The sequence below is a fragment of the Collinsella sp. AK_207A genome, assembly GCF_902501965.1.
GTDB lineage: Bacteria > Actinomycetota > Coriobacteriia > Coriobacteriales > Coriobacteriaceae > Collinsella.
Genome location: NZ_CABWID010000019.1, coordinates 93,106 through 111,664, shown reverse-complemented (window position 1 = coordinate 111,664; position 18,559 = coordinate 93,106). Strand labels below are relative to the sequence as shown.

Below are 18,559 nucleotides of genomic sequence, written 5' to 3'. Positions count from 1 at the left end.
TACATGGGGACTGTCCCACTGCACCACCTTGTAGGGGTTGACAAACCGGCTGCGACGTAGGTGAGAACGTATACGTCATTTGACGTTGCCGTCCGTCGGCGGGTCCAGTTGTGAAGATGTTCAAAGACATTTTCCGGGCGTCGCGCCTTGGTTTTCCACAGAGTTCGGTACCGAAATAGAACACACGTTTGTAATTATGAGATGAACGGCACCTTGGGCGGGGTGGGTGGTCATCGGAAGAACGGCCGTAGAATCTACAACCCCCCTTATGGAAAGACACATTTGGAAGCTGTTGAAAACCAAAAGAGGCTTCTGCCGTAGGGTTAAAGAGAGCATCGTCCCGCTTGTGAAAGGAGGTCGGAAATGATAGATCAACTCAAGGAAGCAGTTCAGTCAGACTATAATCAGGCTATCATCATCCAATTAGGTGATAAGGAGCCTGCAATGTCTATCTACAAATCCCCTTCCATCTACCCTATCACGGCGATTTCCAAGAATCCCAAGGCGGTCAAGGAGCAGGCTGACAAGGGCATCGTCCATATTACCGAGAATGGCCGGGGTGCCTATGTGTTCATGGGCATGCAGGTGTTCGATGACCTCATTAGGCGAGAGCGCGAGGATGCCGCATACGAGCAGTATCTGCATGATGAAGTGGGAAGGGGCATCGCAGACCTCGAGGTGGGACGGTATACGACATCGCGTGAAGCGATGTTTGCCCGTGCCGCAGAGATTCGCGCGAGGCGGCCCGGTGGTTCTGATGCGTGAGGTAAGTTATTCTAATCAGTTTGCAGAGTCTGTTGCAGATATCGTGTCCGAAAAGCTCCGGATGCGCCTTGACGGAGTACTCGCGTCAATCGAAGCCCTTCCCGGCATAGGCTCTCCGAACGTACAGAAATCCCTGCGAGACGATTATGGCCCGGACATCCGCAAACTGCCGTTCCCGCCGTTTGTCATCGTGTATCGCTACGACTCTATCCGTGACCTACTCGAGTTCGTTGCCCTGCCGCATGGGCGAAACATCGCATAGGAGTTCGATTCTCCGCGGTACGGAAATGAAAATGCGCCCTGCGGCCTAGGCGGCTACAGGGCGCACTGAACTAATGGTGGAGGCGCGGAGAATCGAACTCCGGTCCACGAAAGCCCCCTGATCGGCATCTCCAGGCTCAGTCGCTTATTTAATCTCGGGCTTCTTGCGCGAAGCGACACGCTCGCGAAACCCCAACCGGTTCGGTCTTAGCCCGCGCCATACCGATTACGTGCGCGGGAGCATTCCCCTGAAATGACGTCTCACCGGAGTCGGGGAAATCCCCGGGTCGACGCGCCGCAAATTAATTAAGCAGCGAGAGCCAGAGGCTCATAAGAAGAGTTGTTGTCAATTCAATTTGACGGTACCCCTGTTTAACGTGGCGAGGAGACCACGGCCTGCTTCCTCTCTCAGAGCTATCGTGTCGAAACCAGTCGCCCCCTCAGAAATGAGGTCGCGCTCCGACCTGTCAAAGAACACGAGTCGCGCGACTGGACCGCACGGCTTGGTCGAACCACTATAGCACGCAGCGACATCCGGTCCAACTGCGTGCCCGTGAACGAACGTCTCTGGTTCGTTTGTTCGAGAATGCGAGCAGGCAAGTTCGGTTCAAATGAACGAAAAACGGTAACGCTTCCCGCAACGCAACGCCACATGCGTATCCGGGCCAAAACTCGGCCGGTTTACGCATATGGCGTTGCATGTTTCATCCGCAGCTCCTGTTACCGTTCATATGACCCCGATGGTGCGCCCAGCCCGGTCCAAGTAACTCCACAGCAGCTCTCCCGCGTCGTCAGCGCTCCATTCGCCGGGACAGCAAAGCGCCAGCAGGTACCGCGACCGAGCGATGTTCAGCGCCGTGGACATCGCCGCGATGCACTCTGCGTCAAGCGGCTGCTCGGGCAGTACGCGACGTTCCGGATGCGCGGAGAGATACGTCCGCAAGCAGTCCGATGTCGTCTTGTTCAGGCACACCATGTCCTTGCGGCTGCGAAACGCCAACTGGGGAATGGCAGCGATCACCTGGCTGCGCAGGTGCATGACTTCGGGGCTGTCGGACGCGGGGTAGAGCACCCCGGACACAAATCCCGTCACCGTCTTCAGGTACGGCCGGTCGCCCGCCGCTTCCAGCGCCGCGCCCAGCGTCTCGGCGGAGCAGTCAACATGGTGGTCGCCTAGCAGCGCCGCTTCCTTGGAGGAGAAGTAGTTGAAGAACGTCTTCTTGGAGATTTCGACCTCACGGCAGATAAGCTCGATGGTCGTCTCGTCGTAGCCGCGCTCGAGCACGCTCTGCAACGCCGTGCGCTCGATATCGCGCCGCAGCTTCAACTTCTTCCGTTCGCGCAGGCCCAGCTCGCGCTCTCCGTCCTCGTTGTTCATACGATGCCCTCCTTTCACGCCCCATCATAACGCAGTACAAGAAACTTGATAGAAGTTTATACTAAGTATATTATTTCACACAGACGGGGAAAAGGAACCGCATCAATTCGTACAAGCGAATCGGGGGTTGCCCATGGGGCTCACAAGAAAACAGGTCGAAATGGTATGTGTGTTGATCTTCGGCACGTTCATCGCCGTGCTCGACCAGACGCTCATGACGCCGGCGATGGCGTCCATCATGAAGGAGATGCAGGTCGGCACCACCACGGTGCAGTGGCTCACCACCGGATTCACCATGGTCAACGCCATCATGATCCCCGTCACCGCCTTCTTGATCGAGCGCTTCTCCACCCGTGCGCTCTACATGGGTGCGCTCGGTGTCTTCGCGGCGGGCAGCCTGATTGCCGGATGGGGCCCCAGCTTCGGCATCCTGCTTGCGGGCCGCATGATCCAGGCGTCCGGTGCCGGTATCGTCATGCCGCTCGTGATGACTGTGCTCATGCTCACCTTCCCCTCGGACAAGCGTGGTAGCGCGATGGGCATCTTCTCCTTGGTCATCGCCTTCGCGCCGGCCGTGGGCCCCTCGCTTGCCGGCTTGGTGATCGACCATGCGGGCTGGCATGCGATGCTCTACATCGTGACGGTCCTCTCAACGCTCGCCATCATCCTCGCCTTCTTCTTCCTCACCAATGTAGGCGAGCAGAACAGGGCGGCGAAGCTCGACAAGCCGTCCGTCATCATGTCCTCGCTCGGACTGATTGGGCTGCTCTACGGTTGCTCGACCATCGGCTCCGAAGGTGTGAACCCCCTCGACCTGGTAATTACCGTTGCTGGCGTCTTGGTCGTGGCGCTGTTCGTGCACCGCCAGCTCAGGCTGGAGAAGCCGATGCTCGAGCTCCGCGTCTTCACGAGCCGCAAGTTCCTCACGAGCGCCGTCATCGCCATGCTCGTGCAGGCCACGCTCTTTGCTGGCGGCATGCTCATGCCCATCTACCTGCAAACCTATCGCGGTTTCTCCGCCACGGTCTCGGGTCTGGTCATCCTGCCCGGCGCCCTGCTGATGGGTGCGCTCGGTCCGTGGGCCGGCCGCGTCTTCGATAAGAACGGCCCGCGCAGGCTCGTGCTAACGGGCACCGCGGCGCTGACATTCTCGTCGCTTGGCTTCTTCATGCTGCACGACAACACGCCGATCGCCCTGATCGTGGTGCTCTACACCATTCGCATGGGCTCCATCGCCCTCGTGAACATGCCGACCACCACCTGGGGCATGAATGCGCTGGATAACAAGCTCATTAGCCATGGCACCTCGGTCAACAACACCCTGCGCATGGTCGCCGGCTCGCTCGGCACCGCCGTGCTCGTATCGGTGTCCTCGGCCGTGTCCTCGACCAGCGTGGGATCCATGAGCGCCGCCGATGCCGGCATTACGGGTATCAACGCCGCCTTCGGCGTGGCTGCGGCGATGTGCGCGGCGGTCTTTGTGCTCGTGCTGCTCTTTGTGAAAGACAAGCCGGGCGACGCGGCTGGCGCCGACCCCGACAATGCCCGCCGCACCGTGCTCGAATCCATCATGAAGCGCGAGGTGTACACGCTGCCGGACACGGCGACCGTCACAGACGCGATGCAGCTGTTCGTGGACCACGGCGTGTCTGCGGTCCCGGTGGTGAACGCGGAGGGCATACCGGTGGGCTTTGTCTCCGATGGCGATATCCTGCGGTTCCTCTCCAAGGGGACGGGAGTGGGCATCGCGATGAACCCCACCTCGCTCATAACGCTCATCGACCCCACGATTCCGGACTTCAGGGCGCGCTGCGAGGAGCTCGCCGCCATGCACGTGGCGGATATCGCCGAGCCAAGCGTGGTGAGCGTGGACGTGCATGCCGACCTGCCCGAGGTATGCCGCGTGCTGGGCGAGAACCACCTTAAGAAGGTACCCGTGCTGGATGGTGGCAAGCTGGTGGGCGTCATCAACCGCTCCGACATCACGCACTACGCCATGGAGACCTACCTGGTCAACGAGAGCAAGTAAATCCTCGAAACCCCGAGGCATCGAAAAGGGGAGGCTTTTTTCAAGCGGCCAGGGTCGATTGCGCGGGAAGGCGCGGTCGACCCCGGCCGCTATAAATCAAGTTACATAGTGCTTGTGAAGCGGGTAGCAGCAATGCATGCCATTGGGTATCCTAAACGAGTTAGCTGAAGCAAACGAACGCTTTACAGCTCGCAGTTCGCAGTACGGACGCAGCTCGCAGATGATCAGAAAGGGATATACCATGTCCGATTCCAGCAAGGTTCTCACCAACGCCCTCATCGGTCTGGGCGGTACCATCACCAACGCCATGAACGACGATCCGGAGTTCGTTCCCTGCGGCCGCCCCGCTGGCATCGTGATGGGCAACGTCGCCGCGCTCGGCCAGAACCTCTCCGACGGGGAGTTCGCGGCCCGCGCCCAGCAGGTGACCGCGCTCATGGAGCACGTGGGCGACCATCATGGTGCCCAGGTTGCCGGAACGTACGAGGGGGAGCTCACGCAGGTCAAGACCAGCCTGCTGGATAGCCTCATCGAGCTGACCGACCTCACGCTCCCCATGCTCGAGGCCGGCGCGTTCGCTCCCGAGGTCAACGCGTTCTTCTACCGGAGCCTGGCGGCGCTTGCCGCCGACGACGCTGCGTGCGAGGCGCAGCTCGCCCAGCTCGACGCGATCGCGGCGCAGGTGAAGTCGCTGTAGGTTGCCGGCGAACCCTCCACTCGGTAAGGCCCTCGGAATCGTTCCGGGGGCTTTTTGGGTACAAGCGAGGGAACGAATCAAAACGACGAAAGGCGCGGTATGGCGGGAATCGATGCGGCGGGCAACGCGGGTAAGGTGGCGCTGGTTCTTGAGGGCGGTAGCTTTCGCGGGCAGTTCACGGCCGGCGTGCTGGACGTTTTCATGGAGAACGGTATCGAGGTGGACGCTACCTATGGCGTCTCGGCCGGCACGCTGAACGGCATCAACTACAAGTCGCGCCAGATCGGGCGGGCCAATCGCATCAGCCTAGCCTTCTGCAACGATTCGCGCTACATCGGCGCGAAGTCGTACATAACCTCCGGGAGCATGGTCGGCTACGACTTCTTGCTGAACGACATTCAGGATCGGCTCGATCCCTTTGACGCCGAAGCGTACGACGTCAACCCCATGCGGCTCTACGCCACGGTTACCAACATTCTCTTCGGCACGGCGGAGTACCTGCCGGTTAGCAACGCGGAGCTGGACATCGACGCCGTGCGCGCTTCCACCTCGCTGCCCTTGGTGACACAGCCGGTAGAGATCGGGGGCAACAAGTACCTGGACGGCGGCATCGCCGATTCCGTCCCGGTTGAGCACGTGCTCGAAGACGCGGGCTTTGATCGCGCGATCGTGGTCCTTACCCAGCACCGTGGCTACCAGAAGGCGCCATACGAGTTCATGCCGGCCGCGCGCGCGGCGTACGGTACCTATCCGTATCTGCTCGAGGCCCTGGCGACCCGTCACGAGCGCTACAACGAGCAGCGCGAGCATATCTGGGCGTACGAGGACGCCGGGCGCGCGCTCGTGCTGGCACCGCAGCGGCCCGTAGAGGTGGGGCATATCGAGCGCGACCCCACCAAACTGCTCGATCTCTACATCCAGGGACGCCAGGAGGCCAAGCGCCAACTCCGCGCGATTCGGGGTTTTCTGGGCTAGAAGCACGGGCTCGCCGTACCGCCGAACGGGGAAACGGACGAAGCCCTTTTCCCGTTCGGCGGTACGGCGTTTGCCTGCGGCATTTATCTGTGGAGACGAAGATAAATCGTTGACGCGTCGTCATGCCGCGATACAATGACACGGTTACTTGCAGAGCCCCGTGAATCTCTGTAAACGACACGTATCTGTACATGGAGGAGTCAAGTTGATTACCAAGTCGACTCACTACACCAAGCAGACCGAGGCCCAGCGCAACTGGGTGCTCGTGGATGCCGACGGCGCCGTGCTCGGCCGCCTCGCCACGCAGGTTGCTGCCATTCTGCGCGGTAAGACCAAGCCGCAGTACACGCCCAACTCCGACTGCGGCGATTTCGTCGTCGTCATCAATGCCGATAAGGTCCAGCTTACCGGCAACAAGGCGGCTACGAAGACCTACTATCGCCACACGGGTTACAACGGCGGTCTCAAGGCCGAGTCGTTCGCCCAGGCTATGGAGAAGCACCCCGAGCAGGTCATCGAGCGCGCCGTTCGCGGCATGCTCCCCAAGACCACGCTTGGTCGCGCCCAGCTCAAGAAGCTCAAGGTGTATGCCGGCGCGGAGCATCCGCACGCGGCCCAGAACCCCGTCAAGATCGAGCTGGAGGGCTAAAGCATGGCTGAGAACACCGTTGTCTACTACGGCACCGGCCGTCGCAAGAACGCCGTTGCCCGCGTCCGTATCGTGCCCGGCACCGGCAAGGTGACCGTCAACAAGCGCGACGCCGAGGAGTACTTCGGCCGCAAGCAGCTTGTTGAGGACGCCATCGCCCCCTTCAAGGTGACCGACACCGCCGGTTCCTTCGACGTCATCGCGCTGTGCGACGGCGGCGGCATCACCGGCCAGTCCGGCGCCCTGCGTCTGGGCATCGCCCGCGCCCTGCTGAAGGCTGGCGACTACCGCGCCGACCTCAAGCGCGCCGGCTTCCTCACCCGCGACGCCCGCGTGGTCGAGCGTAAGAAGTACGGCCTCAAGAAGGCCCGTCGCGCACCGCAGTTCTCCAAGCGCTAATCCGCTTTCGGGAGCGAACGCATTTTGCATACGGGACCTACCGAACGTTCGGTGGGTCCCGTTTCTGTGTAAATGGGGTATTGTATCTGCGAGCGATTCTGCCCTTCGGGGCATGGGATTTCGGATACGGCACGTCGCCATGCGGCACCATATCGAAGGGATGACCACATGAAGTACTTTGGCACCGACGGTTTCCGCGGCGAGGCGGGCTGCGTTCTCACCGTGGAGCACGCTTACAAGATCGGTCGCTTTGTCGGCTGGTACTACGGCGCCCGCTTGGAGCGTCGTGCCCGCGTGATCGTGGGCAAGGACACGCGTCGCTCGAGCTACATGCTCGAGTCCGGTATCGTCGCCGGCCTGGTGGCTTCCGGTGCCGATGCCTACCTGCTGCACGTCATTCCCACACCCGGCGTTGCCTATGAGACGGTCGACGGTCGCTTTGACTGCGGCATCATGATCTCGGCGAGCCACAACCCCTATACCGATAACGGCATCAAGCTCGTGAACGGCGAAGGCTACAAGATGGACGAGGACGTCTTGGAGCGCATCGAGGACTACATCGACGGCAACTGCGAGGTGCCCTTTGCCGTGGGCGACGCCATCGGTTGCACGATCGATTACATGCAGGGCCGCAACCGCTACATCGCGCACCTCATCGCGAGCGCCAACTTCTCGCTGCAGGGCGTGCGCGTGGGCCTGGATTGCGCCAACGGTTCCGCCTCTTCGGTGGCGAAGCCCGTGTTCGATGCCCTGGGCGCCGAGGTTCACGTCATCAATAGCGTTCCCGACGGCCTGAACATCAACGTGGACTGCGGCTCCACCCATATGGACCGTCTGCGCCGCTTTGTGGTTGAGCAGGGGCTCGACGCCGGCTTTGCCTATGACGGCGACGCCGATCGCTGCCTTGCCGTGGACGAGCGCGGCAACGTGGTGGATGGTGACATGATCCTCTACGTGTGCGGTACTTACCTCAATAAGCATGGACGCCTTGCCGGCGGTACCGTCGTGCCCACGGTCATGAGCAACCTTGGCCTGTTTAAGGCGCTCGATGACGCCAAGCTTTCCTTTGAGGTCACCGCGGTGGGCGACAAGAACGTGTACGCCTGCATGCGCGAGAAGGGCTATAGCCTGGGTGGCGAGCAGTCCGGACACATCATCTTCGGCGATATCGAGTGCACCGGCGATGGCATCATGACCTCGCTGCGCATCATGGAGGTCATCCGCGCCGAGCGCGAGACGCTCTCCGCGCTGTGCGCACCTATGAAGGTGTATCCGCAGGTGCTCGTGAACGTTCGTTCCGAGCATAAGGAAGACTTGGACGGCTGCGAGGCCGTTTGGGCCGCGGTGCGCGCCGCCGAAGAAGAGCTTGGCGACAAGGGTCGGGTGCTGGTCCGCACCTCCGGCACCGAGCCGCTCATTCGCGTGATGGCCGAAGCCGAGACCGAGCGCGCCGCGCAGGACGCCGTTGATGGTATCGTATCGGTTGTGAAGCGGGAACTACCCTAAAGGAGGCGCAGGGACCGTATGTTCGAAGGGCTGAAGAAGTCCCTGGGACTGCGCCATCGTCGGGCGATGGTGCTTTCATCGCCGATTGCCGGGCGCGTGCTGCCTTTGGCGGATGTGTCCGACCAGACGTTTGCCGACGGGCTCTTGGGAGAGGGCGTTGCCATCCAGCCTACGGGAGATCGAGTGGTTGCCCCTGCCGACGCTAAGATCGAGACGATTTTTCCAACCGGCTATGCCGTGGCGCTGCATACCCACGATGGCCTCGACGTGCTGGTTCATGTGGGCTTGGATACCGTGGCGCTGCGGGGCAGGCACTTCACCGTGCATGTTGAGACGGGCGATATGGTTCATCGGGGGGACGTGCTCATCGAATTCGACCGCAAGGCGATCGAAGAGGAGGGACTCGACCTGACCGTTCCCATCTTGGTGTGCAATGCCTTGGAGTTCTCGAGCTTGGATGGTGCGGAGGGCCGCTACGTGAACGAGCTGGACGACCTGATCGTGGTGCGCGAGCGTTAATTGTTCGGAAGCGCTGGTTCCCGCCGGTTTCAGCTAAAAACGGAAAGTGAGCGCGCGGCTTCGTGCGCTATGATGGACCTGTCGTGGACGGGCAGGGGCCCCGACGCGACCTTGTGTTCTGACTCGCGCGTACACGCCCTGGTGCCGCGCTTCGCGATGGGGAGGAACCACCATGCGCATCATCCATGCCAAAGACTATGCCGATATGAGCCGGAAGGCAGCGAACATCATCTCGGCTCAGGTGATCCTGAAGCCGGATTGTGTGCTCGGCTTGGCAACGGGCAGCACGCCCATTGGCGCCTACGAGCAGCTCATCAAGTGGTATGAGAAGGGTGACGTGGACTTTGCCGAGGTCAGCACCTATAACTTGGATGAGTACCGCGGCCTGGGCCACGACGACCCGCAAAGCTACCACTACTTCATGAACAAGAATTTCTTCCATGGCATCAATATCGACCTGGCGAACACCCATGTGCCCGATGGCGCGAACCCGGATGCCGACGCCGCCTGTGCTGAGTATGACCGCATGGTCGAGGCGGCGGGATACCCCGACCTGCAGCTTCTGGGTATCGGCAACAACGGTCACATCGGTTTCAACGAGCCGGATAGCGTGTTCTCTAAGGGGACGCACTGCGTCGATCTGACGGAGAGCACCATCCAGGCCAACAGCCGCCTGTTCGAGAGCATCGACGACGTGCCGCGTCAGGCCTACACGATGGGCGTGCAGACCATCATGCGCGCGCGGAGCATCCTCGTGGTGGCCAATGGTCCCAAGAAGGCCCAAGCCGTCTACGACATGTGCTTTGGTCCGGTAACGCCTGCCTGCCCGGCGTCCATCCTGCAGCTGCACACCAACTGCACGGTGGTTGCCGACGAGGAAGCGCTCGCCCTCTGCCATTAAGCGCGGGCGATGATTCGGGAAAGACGCTCCGCGGCTTCTTGGCATCACGCGAACAACGTGAACGGTGAAGGTCCCTGGAAACAGGGGCCTTTGCTTTGGGAGGATGGTTTTCCACCGGAACCGTGCAACCTGACGGGGATTCCGATTCGGTGCACTGACAATCTGACATATCGAAGTAGTGGGTTGTAAGATACCGTTTACGCAGATGGCCGGATGTATTGCACCTTTTGGCCCCGTCAATCGGTAAATGGTCAGGATATGGCTGAGGATGGTTTGCGTACGGTAGCCACGCACCGCCATGGATAGCGCGGGTGGCAGGAGACGCTGGCCTTTTGCCCGCGGTGCCACGTCTCCTCACAGATCTCGACGAATCTCGCGCTCATCTCCACGCAGTCCCGGAACTTGCAAATGATCCGGGTTCTGCCTTTCGCTTCACGGTAGCGTTGCGGCTGCGACGTGATACCAGGGAGAAGGGTTTGAACGATGGCGGAAGAGACGGGAAAGGCGCAATCAGCGACACCGGTGGCGGCAGCGTGGAGGAACGGGCCAAGCGCGATCAGGGGAGACGTGATCGAGGGCACGGGTTGCGTCGTCTATCGAGAGCGTCTGGTTCGCCGGGTGCTGGAGGAGTGCGCTACGGCGGGAATCGTCTTCGTGTGCGCCCCGCAGGGCTTTGGGAAGACGGCACTTCTGCTGCAGTGCGCAGCGGCGATCGAGGGGGATCCTGCGCGTGGCGTTCCGGTGGTCATAAACGCGGGGCCGCTCACGGTCAGCGAACTCTGCGGTCGCCTAGCCTCATGCGTAGACGAGTTTACCTCGGAGATGATTCCCCATCTACTTGTAGACGACCTTCCGCTGGTGGACGCAGCGGAAACGGAGATGCTCGTTTCCCGACTTCGTGAACTCAGAGACAAAGGGTTTCGCCTCGTGGTTGCCTGCACGCCGGCGAACCGCCCCTTTATGAGTGCGCTGGGAGATTCTGCCAAGGTAACGGCTCAGGCGATGCGCGTGCAGCCGCGTGAATATGCCGTCTGGGCCCATCTCTTCTCAATCTCGAGCTCCCTGGATGTCTACGCGCTCACCCAGGGCGTGCCGGCGCTGGTGGCCGCGCTGCGCGCGGTGACCACCACGGGGCCGGATGGCATGCGCGCCCTCGAGGCGCAGGCGGTGAGGCTTTATCGCGCGATACTCGAGGAGGCCGGTGAAACAGGCGGGAGGCTGCACCGGCTCTTTGCCATCATGCTGTTGTTGGGTGGCGGAACCCTGGCGGAGCTTGACCGATGCGGGGTGCGCGTGCGGAGCGAGACCGTCGTGAGCCTGACGCATGACTATCCGGTGTTCGGCGTGGACGCGACGACGAGAAAGTTCTCGTGTCTGGCTTCCCGGAGCAAGGAGACTATGTCACTTCGGGCGGAGCTTGCCGAGGAAAGCCCGCGCTTCCTCGAGAAGGCGGTGCGTATCCATATGCGCGCACAGCGTGTGGACGCCGCGATACAGCTGATGGATAGCTATATGCCGCGCGATGCCATCGTGCAGATCGTCGACCAATTCCCCGTGCAGTTCGCCTTGACGGGACATGCGCCGTTCGTCCGTCGCGCGCTTTCGGGTATGGAGGGGGCGCGCATGACTACCTTGGAGATCGGTGTGGTCCTGGCGTTCTACGTATCTGCCCTTACGATGGGCGACTATCGCTTGGCGCGGGCGTCGGCTCGGGAACTGGCGCGGCGGGCGAGCGAGGTGCAGCGCGATATCGCGCCGGGCGATTGGTGCACGGCCCGTGCGTTTCGCCGTGTTTGGGGTTCGTGCAGCGGTATCGACCTGCCGGAGATGCCCGATTCGTTCCGGGTGCGCGCGGCATCGGAGCCGGTGCGCGACCTGCTCGCCCATGCGAGGGTCTACGGACGCCTGGTGGGAGGCACGGGGGACGTCGACGTGTCCGAGATGCGCAAGCAAGCTGAGCGTTGGGAGGATCATGACGAGCTGAACGTGCCTCATCTGCTGATCTACCTCGACCTCTTATTGGACGAGGCACTGAACCGCGGCACCCGCAACGTCAAAGACACCGATGAGGAGCTGCGGCAGCTGGAGCGCCGGGCAACGGAGCGCCGCCTCATGAGCCTGGTGGGCCGTGTGCGTCTCGTGGCCTCCGTGCGGAGGTTGCTCGCAGGTTTGCCGGTGGTGGACGAGCGCGCGTTCAACGACGCCGGCACCATGGCGGTGCGCGAGTCCGATCTTCCCACGCAGCTGTTCTGCCTGCTCTGCGAGGGCTGGCAGGCACTGACGATCGGTCAGTTGGCGAATGCGCTGTTCCGCGGGCAGCAAGTGCTCAAATTGGCGACGGAGGAGCAGGGATTCCTGCGTTCGTGGGCCTACCTGCTGGAGCGTTCGGCCATGCTGCTCAACAGCCCGCGCATCGGGGTGCGCGACGAGGCGGAGCTGATCGATCTCTCGGCTGAGGTGACCACGCCTGCGCAGGCCTGGTCCGTGGCACTCCACCTCTCATCCGCGCGCTTCGACTCAGATTTGTCCGTCTGGTTCTCGATGAATAAGGACCTGCTGCTCGATGAGCGCTTCAGGCCGTTGGCACGCCTGGCCATGTTCGCACTCGGCGAGCGGGCGGATTCGGTCCGGCGCCTCTTGCCGCCCGCCGTCGCAGAGGCGTATACGCTTGGGACCCGTGGGGCAGAGCGCGCGGAGCCCCTGTTCGAGGTGGTCTCGGAGACGGTGCCGTGGGATGCGGGTATGGCAAGCATCGGCTTGTTCGGCGGGTTCAGCGTTGTTCGCGCGGGCCATGTGATGACCGACGAGCTGTGGCGGCAACGGAAGGTCTGCGTGCTTGCGGCCCGTCTGACGCTCTGCCTAGGGACGTACGTGTGCCGGAGCACGCTCATCGACGAGATGTGGCCGCAGATCGATTACAAGCGGGCCCGTCAGAACCTCTACGCCACCTCATCGGCGCTCAGGAGGGCGTTTCACCAGACGGAGGACGGTCCGCAATACGTGCTCACGCAAGGCGATGGCCTCGCGCTGAACGGTGAGTTCATCTCGTCGGACGTGGTGCGGTTCGAGCTGCTCGCTCGCGAGATCCTGCTCAAGCGGATGGGTATGTCGTCGCGGGAGGTCATCGAGAGCTGTCTCAAGCTCGAGCAGATCTATCGCGGCCCGCTCTTCGTTCCCCAGACGGGCGACGCGACGTTTTTCATGCATCAGCGCCTCGCGTTCGCCTCCCGCTACGTTGACTGCCTCCTGCGCGGTATAGACGCGGCGGTTGAGGAGGAGGATCTGCCAACGGCATCCTGGCTGGTCGATGCCGCACTCAAGCTGATGCCCGTACGAGAGGATCTGCTCCGGCGTGCAATGCGGGTCTTCGCGCTCTGCGGGAGAAAGCGGGAGGCGGTAGAGCTCTACGGCACCCATCTCGGGCACCTGGGCGGAGGCCCCCATGGCGGGCCCGATGAGGAGACGCGCAGGGTCTATGAGGAGATCACGGGCGAGCGGGGCGGCCGTATCCTGCTCGCGCAGGGCTAGTGGAACGGTTCGCGCGTGGTGAGCGCCTGCGATGAGTTTTCCCGTTGGGTCCGCGCGTCGTGCAAGGTGTACACTGCAGCACTGGACCAAACGAGGAGATGGAGTGCCGCGTGATTTCTGAACGCATGCTGACGAAGGTTATCAAGACCATGACGAAGCGCGAGCTCAAGCTCGAGCCCGTAACGGAGAAGATGATGCCGGCGCCCAAGCCGGGCATCCACTACATGCTCTATATGCACGTTCCGTTCTGCCAGCGCCTGTGCCCGTACTGCAGCTTCAACCGCTATCCGTTCCGCGAGGACGTGGCGCGTCCCTACTTCCAGAATCTGCGCCGCGAGATGATGATGCTCAAGGATCTGGGATACGACTTCGAGAGCATCTATTGCGGCGGTGGCACGCCCACCATCATGATCGATGAGCTCTGCGAGACGCTCGACCTGGCCCGTGAGAACTTCCACATCAAGGAGGTGTGCTCGGAGACCAACCCCAATCACCTGACGCAGCCGTACCTGGACAAGATGAAGGGTCGCATCCAGCGTCTCTCGGTGGGCGTGCAGAGTTTCGATGACACGTTGCTCAAGCAGATGGATCGCTACGACAAGTACGGGAGCGGAGACGAGATCTTCGAGCGGATCGGCATCGCGAAGGATTATTTCGACATCCTGAACGTAGATATGATCTTCAACTTCCCGAGCGAGACCGAGGACGTGCTGATGCGCGACGTGGAGCGCATAAAGGCGTGCGGCTGCCAACAGACCACGTTCAGCCCGCTCTACTTCTCGAACGCTACCACGCGGCACATGCTCGAGACGCTCGGCAAGCCCGAGTGGGACCGCGAGTTCACGTACTACCAGATGCTCGACGAGGCGCTTGCCGGGGGAGAGAATCCGGAGTTCGAGCGCCGTACGGTCTGGACCTTCAACCGTGCCGGCCGGGATCTGCACGCCTGCGGCGAGGCGCCGGTGGATGAGTTCGGTGTGTCCTACGAGGAGTATCCGGCGATCGGCTCTGGCTCGGTGACGCACCTCGACGGCACCATCTACGTGAACACCTTCAGTATCAAGGAATACAACGAGGACATCGAGGCCGGGCACATGAGCCTCATGGGCAAGACCAAGATGAGCAAGCACGACCTCATGTGCTACCGCTTCATGCAGGACCTCTACGCCCTGCGTCTGGATAAGAAGCGCTTTGAAGCCGACTTCGGCGAGAGCGTGGAGCGCGGCCTGCCGGTAGAGATGGCGTTCATGCGCGCGAACGGTGCCTTCGCCACCGATAACGAAGACGAGCTCACGCTCACCACCAAGGGGCGCTACTACACGCTCGTGATGCAGCGGCAGTTCCTCTCCGGCTTGAACGAGCTGCGCGACCAGGCGCGCGCCCAGCTGACGGGTCCCGAGCGCGACCTGACCTTTGCAGACGGCACGGTGAAGTAGGCGAGAGGCTTCGGGCGCTTGCGCGTTTCCCCCATAGGCTCCGTATACGACCCGATTTACGAATCGGCTCGGCCCCCGCATGAGGTGCGCGTGACGTCCGTGGCCCGCCATGGCATCTACTATGTGTTCGACGAGGAGTCGGGAGAGGTCCGTGTGGAGTACCTTGAAGACTGTCGTAGGAATCTCCTGGGGAAGTTCGAGGGCTGACGCACATCGGGCTGCAGAGCGGTCGGGAAGAAGCGAGGCTTCTCCGAGCCGCCCTGCGCCCAGCGGCTACAGCTTGATGTGTTCGATATCCTTCTTGTGGCTCTCGCGGTAGAGGGCGAAGCGATGGCCGATGACCTGGACGACCTCGGAGGTCGTTACCTCCGCGAGCGCTTCGGCGGCCTCGCGGGTGGTGAGCTCGCTGCCGTCCTGCACGCCGCATTTGATGAGCTCGTGGGCCTCGAGTGCCTGGTCGGCCTGCTTGGCCACCGCCTCGGTGACGTCGGCCTTTCCGACGAACACCACGGGGTCGAGGTGGTGCGCGAGGGCGCGAAGCGTGCGGATCTGCTTACCGGTGAGTGCCATGAGGTGCTGCTTTCTCTCGAGTGCGTGCGAGGGGATTCTACCACGCGATTCTCCCGGCAAGTTTGGACGGGTATGGTGTGGGCGGGTCGTGGGCAGGTCGTGGGCAGGGTGTGACGTATAAAAGGGGTCCGGGCCTATGTGTATACTGGGGAACCCGAGTGGTGCGCGCGGACGATAGCCTCGCGCAAGGCAGGTAGATAAGGGGTTGTACCTTGAAGCTCGTCGTTGCAGAGAAGAACATCGCCGCGCAGAAGATCGCGCAGCTGCTATCCACCGGCAAGCCCAAGACCGATAAGGTCTACAACACGCAGGTCTACCGCTTTACCGTGGACGGCGAGGAATGGGTTTCCATGGGCCTCGCCGGCCACATCCTGGCGCCGGACTTTCCGCAGGCGGTCCTCTTCAACAAGAAGCAGGGCTGGTACAGCGTGACGGAGGACGGCGAGATACTTCCCGCCGACGTACCGGACGGCCTGGCGCGCCCACCCTACGATTCCAAGCGCAAGCCGTTCCTCAAGGATGGCATCGATATCAAGGGCTGGAAGGTCGAGAGCCTGCCCTACCTCACCTGGGCTCCTATCATCAAGCAGCCCGCCGAGAAAGAGATCATCCGCGTTCTCAAGAACCTCGCCAAGAAATCCGACGAAGTGATCATCGCCACGGACTTCGACCGCGAGGGTGAACTCATCGGTTCCGACGCGCTCAACATGGTACGCGAGGTAGCACCCGACGTTCCCGCCAAGCGCGCCCGGTACTCCGCGCTCATCAAGGGCGAGGTGACGGAGGCCTTCGAGCATCTGGTGGAGCTTGATCACGACCTGGCCGACGCCGGCGAGAGCCGCCAGTACATCGACCTCATCTGGGGTGCCGTACTCACGCGCTATCTGACGCTCGCCAAGTTCGGCGGCTTTGGCAACGTGCGCTCCGCGGGCCGCGTGCAAACGCCCACGCTCGCTCTGGTGGTTGAGCGCGAGCGCGAGCGTCTGGCCTTTGTGCCGGAGGACTACTGGCAGATTCGCGGCATGGGCGAAAGCGCTGGCCATGAGTTCAAGATCGGCCACGCGACGGTGCGCTTCAAGGTGCGCGACGAGGCCGAGGCGGCATACGGCCACGTGAAGGACGCCACGACCGCCACGGTGACCTCGGTGGATAAGCGGAGCCGCAAGCAGCCCGCGCCGGTGCCGTTCAACACCACCTCCCTGCAAGCCGCCGCGGCGGCCGAGGGTATCAGCCCCGCGCGCACCATGCGTATCGCGGAGAGCCTCTACATGGCGGGCCTCATCTCGTACCCCCGCGTGGACAACACCGTCTACCCGCGCACGCTCGACCTCGAGGGTATCGTGAAGGGCCTGGCCGCAGGCTCTCCTGCGCTCGCCCCGGTGTGCAAGAAGGTGCTCGCCGGTCCGATGAAGCCCACGCGCGGCAAGACCGAGACCACGGACCACCCGCCCATTCACCCCACGGGGCAGGGCGATCCGGAGAGCCTGGACGGTGGCCAGCAGAAGCTCTACTACCTGATCGCGCGACGCTTCCTGGCCACGCTCATGGGCCCCGCCACCATCGAGAACACCAAGATCGCGCTGGACGTTGCCGGCGAGTCCTTTACGGCTTCTGGAGACGTGCTGGTAGATGCTGGCTTCCGCGAGGCCTATCCCTATGGCCTCAAGCGCGATGAGCAGCTGCCGGCGCTCTCGCAGGGCGATACAGTTGACGTGCACGATATCAAGCTCGAGGCCAAGCAGACCGAGCCGCCGGCGCGCTACAGTCGGGGCCGTCTGGTGCAGGAGATGGAGAAGCGGGGGCTCGGCACCAAGTCCACGCGCGCAAGCATCATCGAGCGCCTGGAGCAGGTGCGCTACCTCAAGAACGATCCGCTCGAGCCGAGCCAGCTCGGCATGGCCATCGTGGACGCGCTCTCGAGCTACGCGCCCCGCGTGACCACGCCCGACATGACCGCGGAACTCGATCAGGATATGACTGCCGTGGCGGAGGGGCGCGATACCCAAGATCACGTGGTGGAGCACTCGCGCGCGCTGCTCGCCGGTATGCTGGACGAGCTCATCGGGCACAAGGACGATCTGGGCGAGGCCATCAGCGATGCCGTGACGGCGGATGCGCGCGTGGGCGCGTGCCCCAAGTGCGGCAAGGACCTGGTGATGAAGACCTCGGCCAAGACGCGCGGCAGCTTCATCGGCTGTATGGGCTGGCCGGACTGCGACGTGACCTATCCTGTGCCTTCCGGCGTGAAGGTGAGCCCGCTCGAGGGCGAGGCGGCCGTGTGCCCGGAGTGCGGGGCGCCGCGCATCAAGTGCCAGCCGTTCCGGCAAAAGGCGTACGAGATGTGCGTCAACCCCAAGTGCCCCACCAACTTTGAGCCCGACCTCAAGGTGGGGGAGTGCAAGGTGTGCGCCGAGGCAGGGCGCCATGGCGACCTCATCGCGCATAAGAGCGAGAAGAGCGGCAAGCGTTTCATCCGCTGCACCAACTACGACGAGTGCGGTGTCTCCTACCCTCTGCCGCAACGCGGCAAGCTCGAGGCGACGGGCGAGACCTGTCCGGATTGCGGGGCGCCGATGGTGATCGTGAACACGGCACGCGGTCCCTGGAAGATCTGCGTGAACATGGATTGCCCGGGCAAGGAGAAGAAGCCCGCGCGCGGCCGTGCGGGGGCGGGCGCCAAGAAGGCGGCGGCGAAAAAGCCCGCGGCCAAGAAGACGGCGTCAAAGAAGACGGCGGCAAAGAAGGCCTAGCAGGACGGGGCTGGCACCAGGCGGTTGCGGGCCGGCGATTCAGGCTGACCGGGTCGCCGCGCTTTTCGCGCGGCACATCGGGGGCCGGGCTGCGGGCGCACCCGCCGGCGTCGCCCGCGTCCGTTGCCATGATGCTCCCCACGCAACGGCCGATACGCGAGCGAGCGGTGCTGCATAAAACTGTCTATCTAACAAG

The 18,559-nt window shown here is 62.6% G+C and carries 14 protein-coding genes and 1 other RNA gene; 12 read left to right on the top strand and 3 right to left on the bottom strand.

Annotated elements, in window-relative coordinates:
* The first annotated feature begins 363 nt into the window (after positions 1-363).
* Positions 364-765: a sodium:proline symporter gene (locus GDJ97_RS07525; protein ID WP_152070679.1), complete on the top strand. Its 402-nt coding sequence runs from the start codon at positions 364-366 to the stop codon at positions 763-765.
* A gap of 336 nt (positions 766-1,101) precedes the next feature.
* Here GDJ97_RS07525 and ssrA read toward each other — a convergent pair.
* Positions 1,102-1,466, bottom strand: a transfer-messenger RNA (tmRNA) gene (gene ssrA, locus GDJ97_RS07520).
* A gap of 287 nt (positions 1,467-1,753) precedes the next feature.
* On the bottom strand, positions 1,754-2,404 hold the full coding sequence (locus GDJ97_RS07515) for a TetR/AcrR family transcriptional regulator (protein WP_226808913.1): 651 nt from the start codon (positions 2,402-2,404) through the stop codon (positions 1,754-1,756).
* A 172-nt stretch (positions 2,405-2,576) separates the two neighbouring features.
* On the opposite strand from GDJ97_RS07515, the gene GDJ97_RS07510 reads away from it, so the two are divergent.
* From GDJ97_RS07510 to GDJ97_RS07465, 10 genes are all read left to right on the top strand, one after another.
* Entirely contained in the window at positions 2,577-4,433 is a 1,857-nt protein-coding gene (locus tag GDJ97_RS07510; RefSeq protein WP_255445809.1) for an MDR family MFS transporter, read from the top strand.
* Between the two features lie 241 nt (positions 4,434-4,674).
* Positions 4,675-5,130 carry a hypothetical protein gene (locus GDJ97_RS07505; RefSeq protein ID WP_152070677.1) on the top strand — a complete coding sequence of 152 codons (456 nt, stop codon included), beginning with the start codon at positions 4,675-4,677 and terminating at the stop codon, positions 5,128-5,130.
* 99 nt (positions 5,131-5,229) lie between these two features.
* On the top strand, positions 5,230-6,105 hold the full coding sequence (locus GDJ97_RS07500) for a patatin family protein (RefSeq protein WP_152070676.1): 876 nt from the start codon (positions 5,230-5,232) through the stop codon (positions 6,103-6,105).
* Between the two features lie 205 nt (positions 6,106-6,310).
* Positions 6,311-6,754: a 50S ribosomal protein L13 gene (gene rplM, locus GDJ97_RS07495; RefSeq protein WP_152070675.1), complete on the top strand. Its 444-nt coding sequence runs from the start codon at positions 6,311-6,313 to the stop codon at positions 6,752-6,754.
* Between the two features lie 3 nt (positions 6,755-6,757).
* Complete coding sequence (gene rpsI, locus GDJ97_RS07490) at positions 6,758-7,153, top strand: 30S ribosomal protein S9 (RefSeq protein WP_152070674.1); 396 nt, start codon at positions 6,758-6,760, stop codon at positions 7,151-7,153.
* A gap of 168 nt (positions 7,154-7,321) precedes the next feature.
* Positions 7,322-8,659: a phosphoglucosamine mutase gene (glmM, locus tag GDJ97_RS07485; protein ID WP_152070673.1), complete on the top strand. Its 1,338-nt coding sequence runs from the start codon at positions 7,322-7,324 to the stop codon at positions 8,657-8,659.
* An 18-nt stretch (positions 8,660-8,677) separates the two neighbouring features.
* Positions 8,678-9,178 (top strand): PTS glucose transporter subunit IIA, encoded by a 501-nt coding sequence (locus GDJ97_RS07480; protein ID WP_152070672.1) that lies wholly within the window; start codon positions 8,678-8,680, stop codon positions 9,176-9,178.
* A gap of 172 nt (positions 9,179-9,350) precedes the next feature.
* Positions 9,351-10,079, top strand: coding sequence for a glucosamine-6-phosphate deaminase (gene nagB, locus GDJ97_RS07475; protein ID WP_152070671.1), 729 nt, complete (start codon positions 9,351-9,353; stop codon positions 10,077-10,079).
* A gap of 483 nt (positions 10,080-10,562) precedes the next feature.
* Positions 10,563-13,607: a BTAD domain-containing putative transcriptional regulator gene (locus tag GDJ97_RS07470; RefSeq protein WP_152070670.1), complete on the top strand. Its 3,045-nt coding sequence runs from the start codon at positions 10,563-10,565 to the stop codon at positions 13,605-13,607.
* 110 nt (positions 13,608-13,717) lie between these two features.
* On the top strand, positions 13,718-15,043 hold the full coding sequence (locus tag GDJ97_RS07465; protein ID WP_152070669.1) for a coproporphyrinogen III oxidase family protein: 1,326 nt from the start codon (positions 13,718-13,720) through the stop codon (positions 15,041-15,043).
* A 273-nt stretch (positions 15,044-15,316) separates the two neighbouring features.
* Here GDJ97_RS07465 and yhbY read toward each other — a convergent pair whose 3' ends face one another.
* Positions 15,317-15,613, bottom strand: coding sequence for a ribosome assembly RNA-binding protein YhbY (yhbY, locus tag GDJ97_RS07460; protein ID WP_152070668.1), 297 nt, complete (start codon positions 15,611-15,613; stop codon positions 15,317-15,319).
* A 212-nt stretch (positions 15,614-15,825) separates the two neighbouring features.
* Here yhbY and GDJ97_RS07455 point away from each other — a divergent pair, with 212 nt between their 5' ends.
* On the top strand, positions 15,826-18,363 hold the full coding sequence (locus tag GDJ97_RS07455) for a DNA topoisomerase I (RefSeq protein ID WP_152070667.1): 2,538 nt from the start codon (positions 15,826-15,828) through the stop codon (positions 18,361-18,363).
* The last annotated feature ends 196 nt before the right edge of the window (positions 18,364-18,559 follow it).